This is a genomic window from Cohnella sp. GbtcB17, from assembly GCF_019091135.1.
Classification (GTDB): domain Bacteria; phylum Bacillota; class Bacilli; order Paenibacillales; family Paenibacillaceae; genus Cohnella.
This window is the reverse complement of the sequence record NZ_JAGXJW010000497.1, coordinates 1-235: the sequence shown is the minus strand read 5'-3', so window position 1 is coordinate 235 and position 235 is coordinate 1. Positions and strand designations below refer to the sequence as shown.

Below are 235 nucleotides of genomic sequence, written 5' to 3'. Positions count from 1 at the left end.
TCAACAATAATTAATTTATCGAGTGTAGATTCTGCTTTGTCGCCAATACCGACTTTTTGTGGCAGTGAGACTGGTTTCGTACCCCAAGCTCCCACCAAATTCGTCCCTTTATAGATAATAGCCGCATTTTGCCCCGCATTTTTGTCAGCCGTCAGCATCCCTCCAGCACGAACCGCCGAAAACCTCTCAATAACCGCTACAGCTTCTGCCCGCGTCGGTGTGCCCTTTTCGTTCA

Annotated in this window: 1 pseudogene; it reads right to left on the bottom strand. The window is 48.5% G+C overall.

The features are described 5' to 3' along the window. Positions 1–235: pseudogene (locus KVT38_RS34260) on the bottom strand (hypothetical protein); the annotation flags it as partial.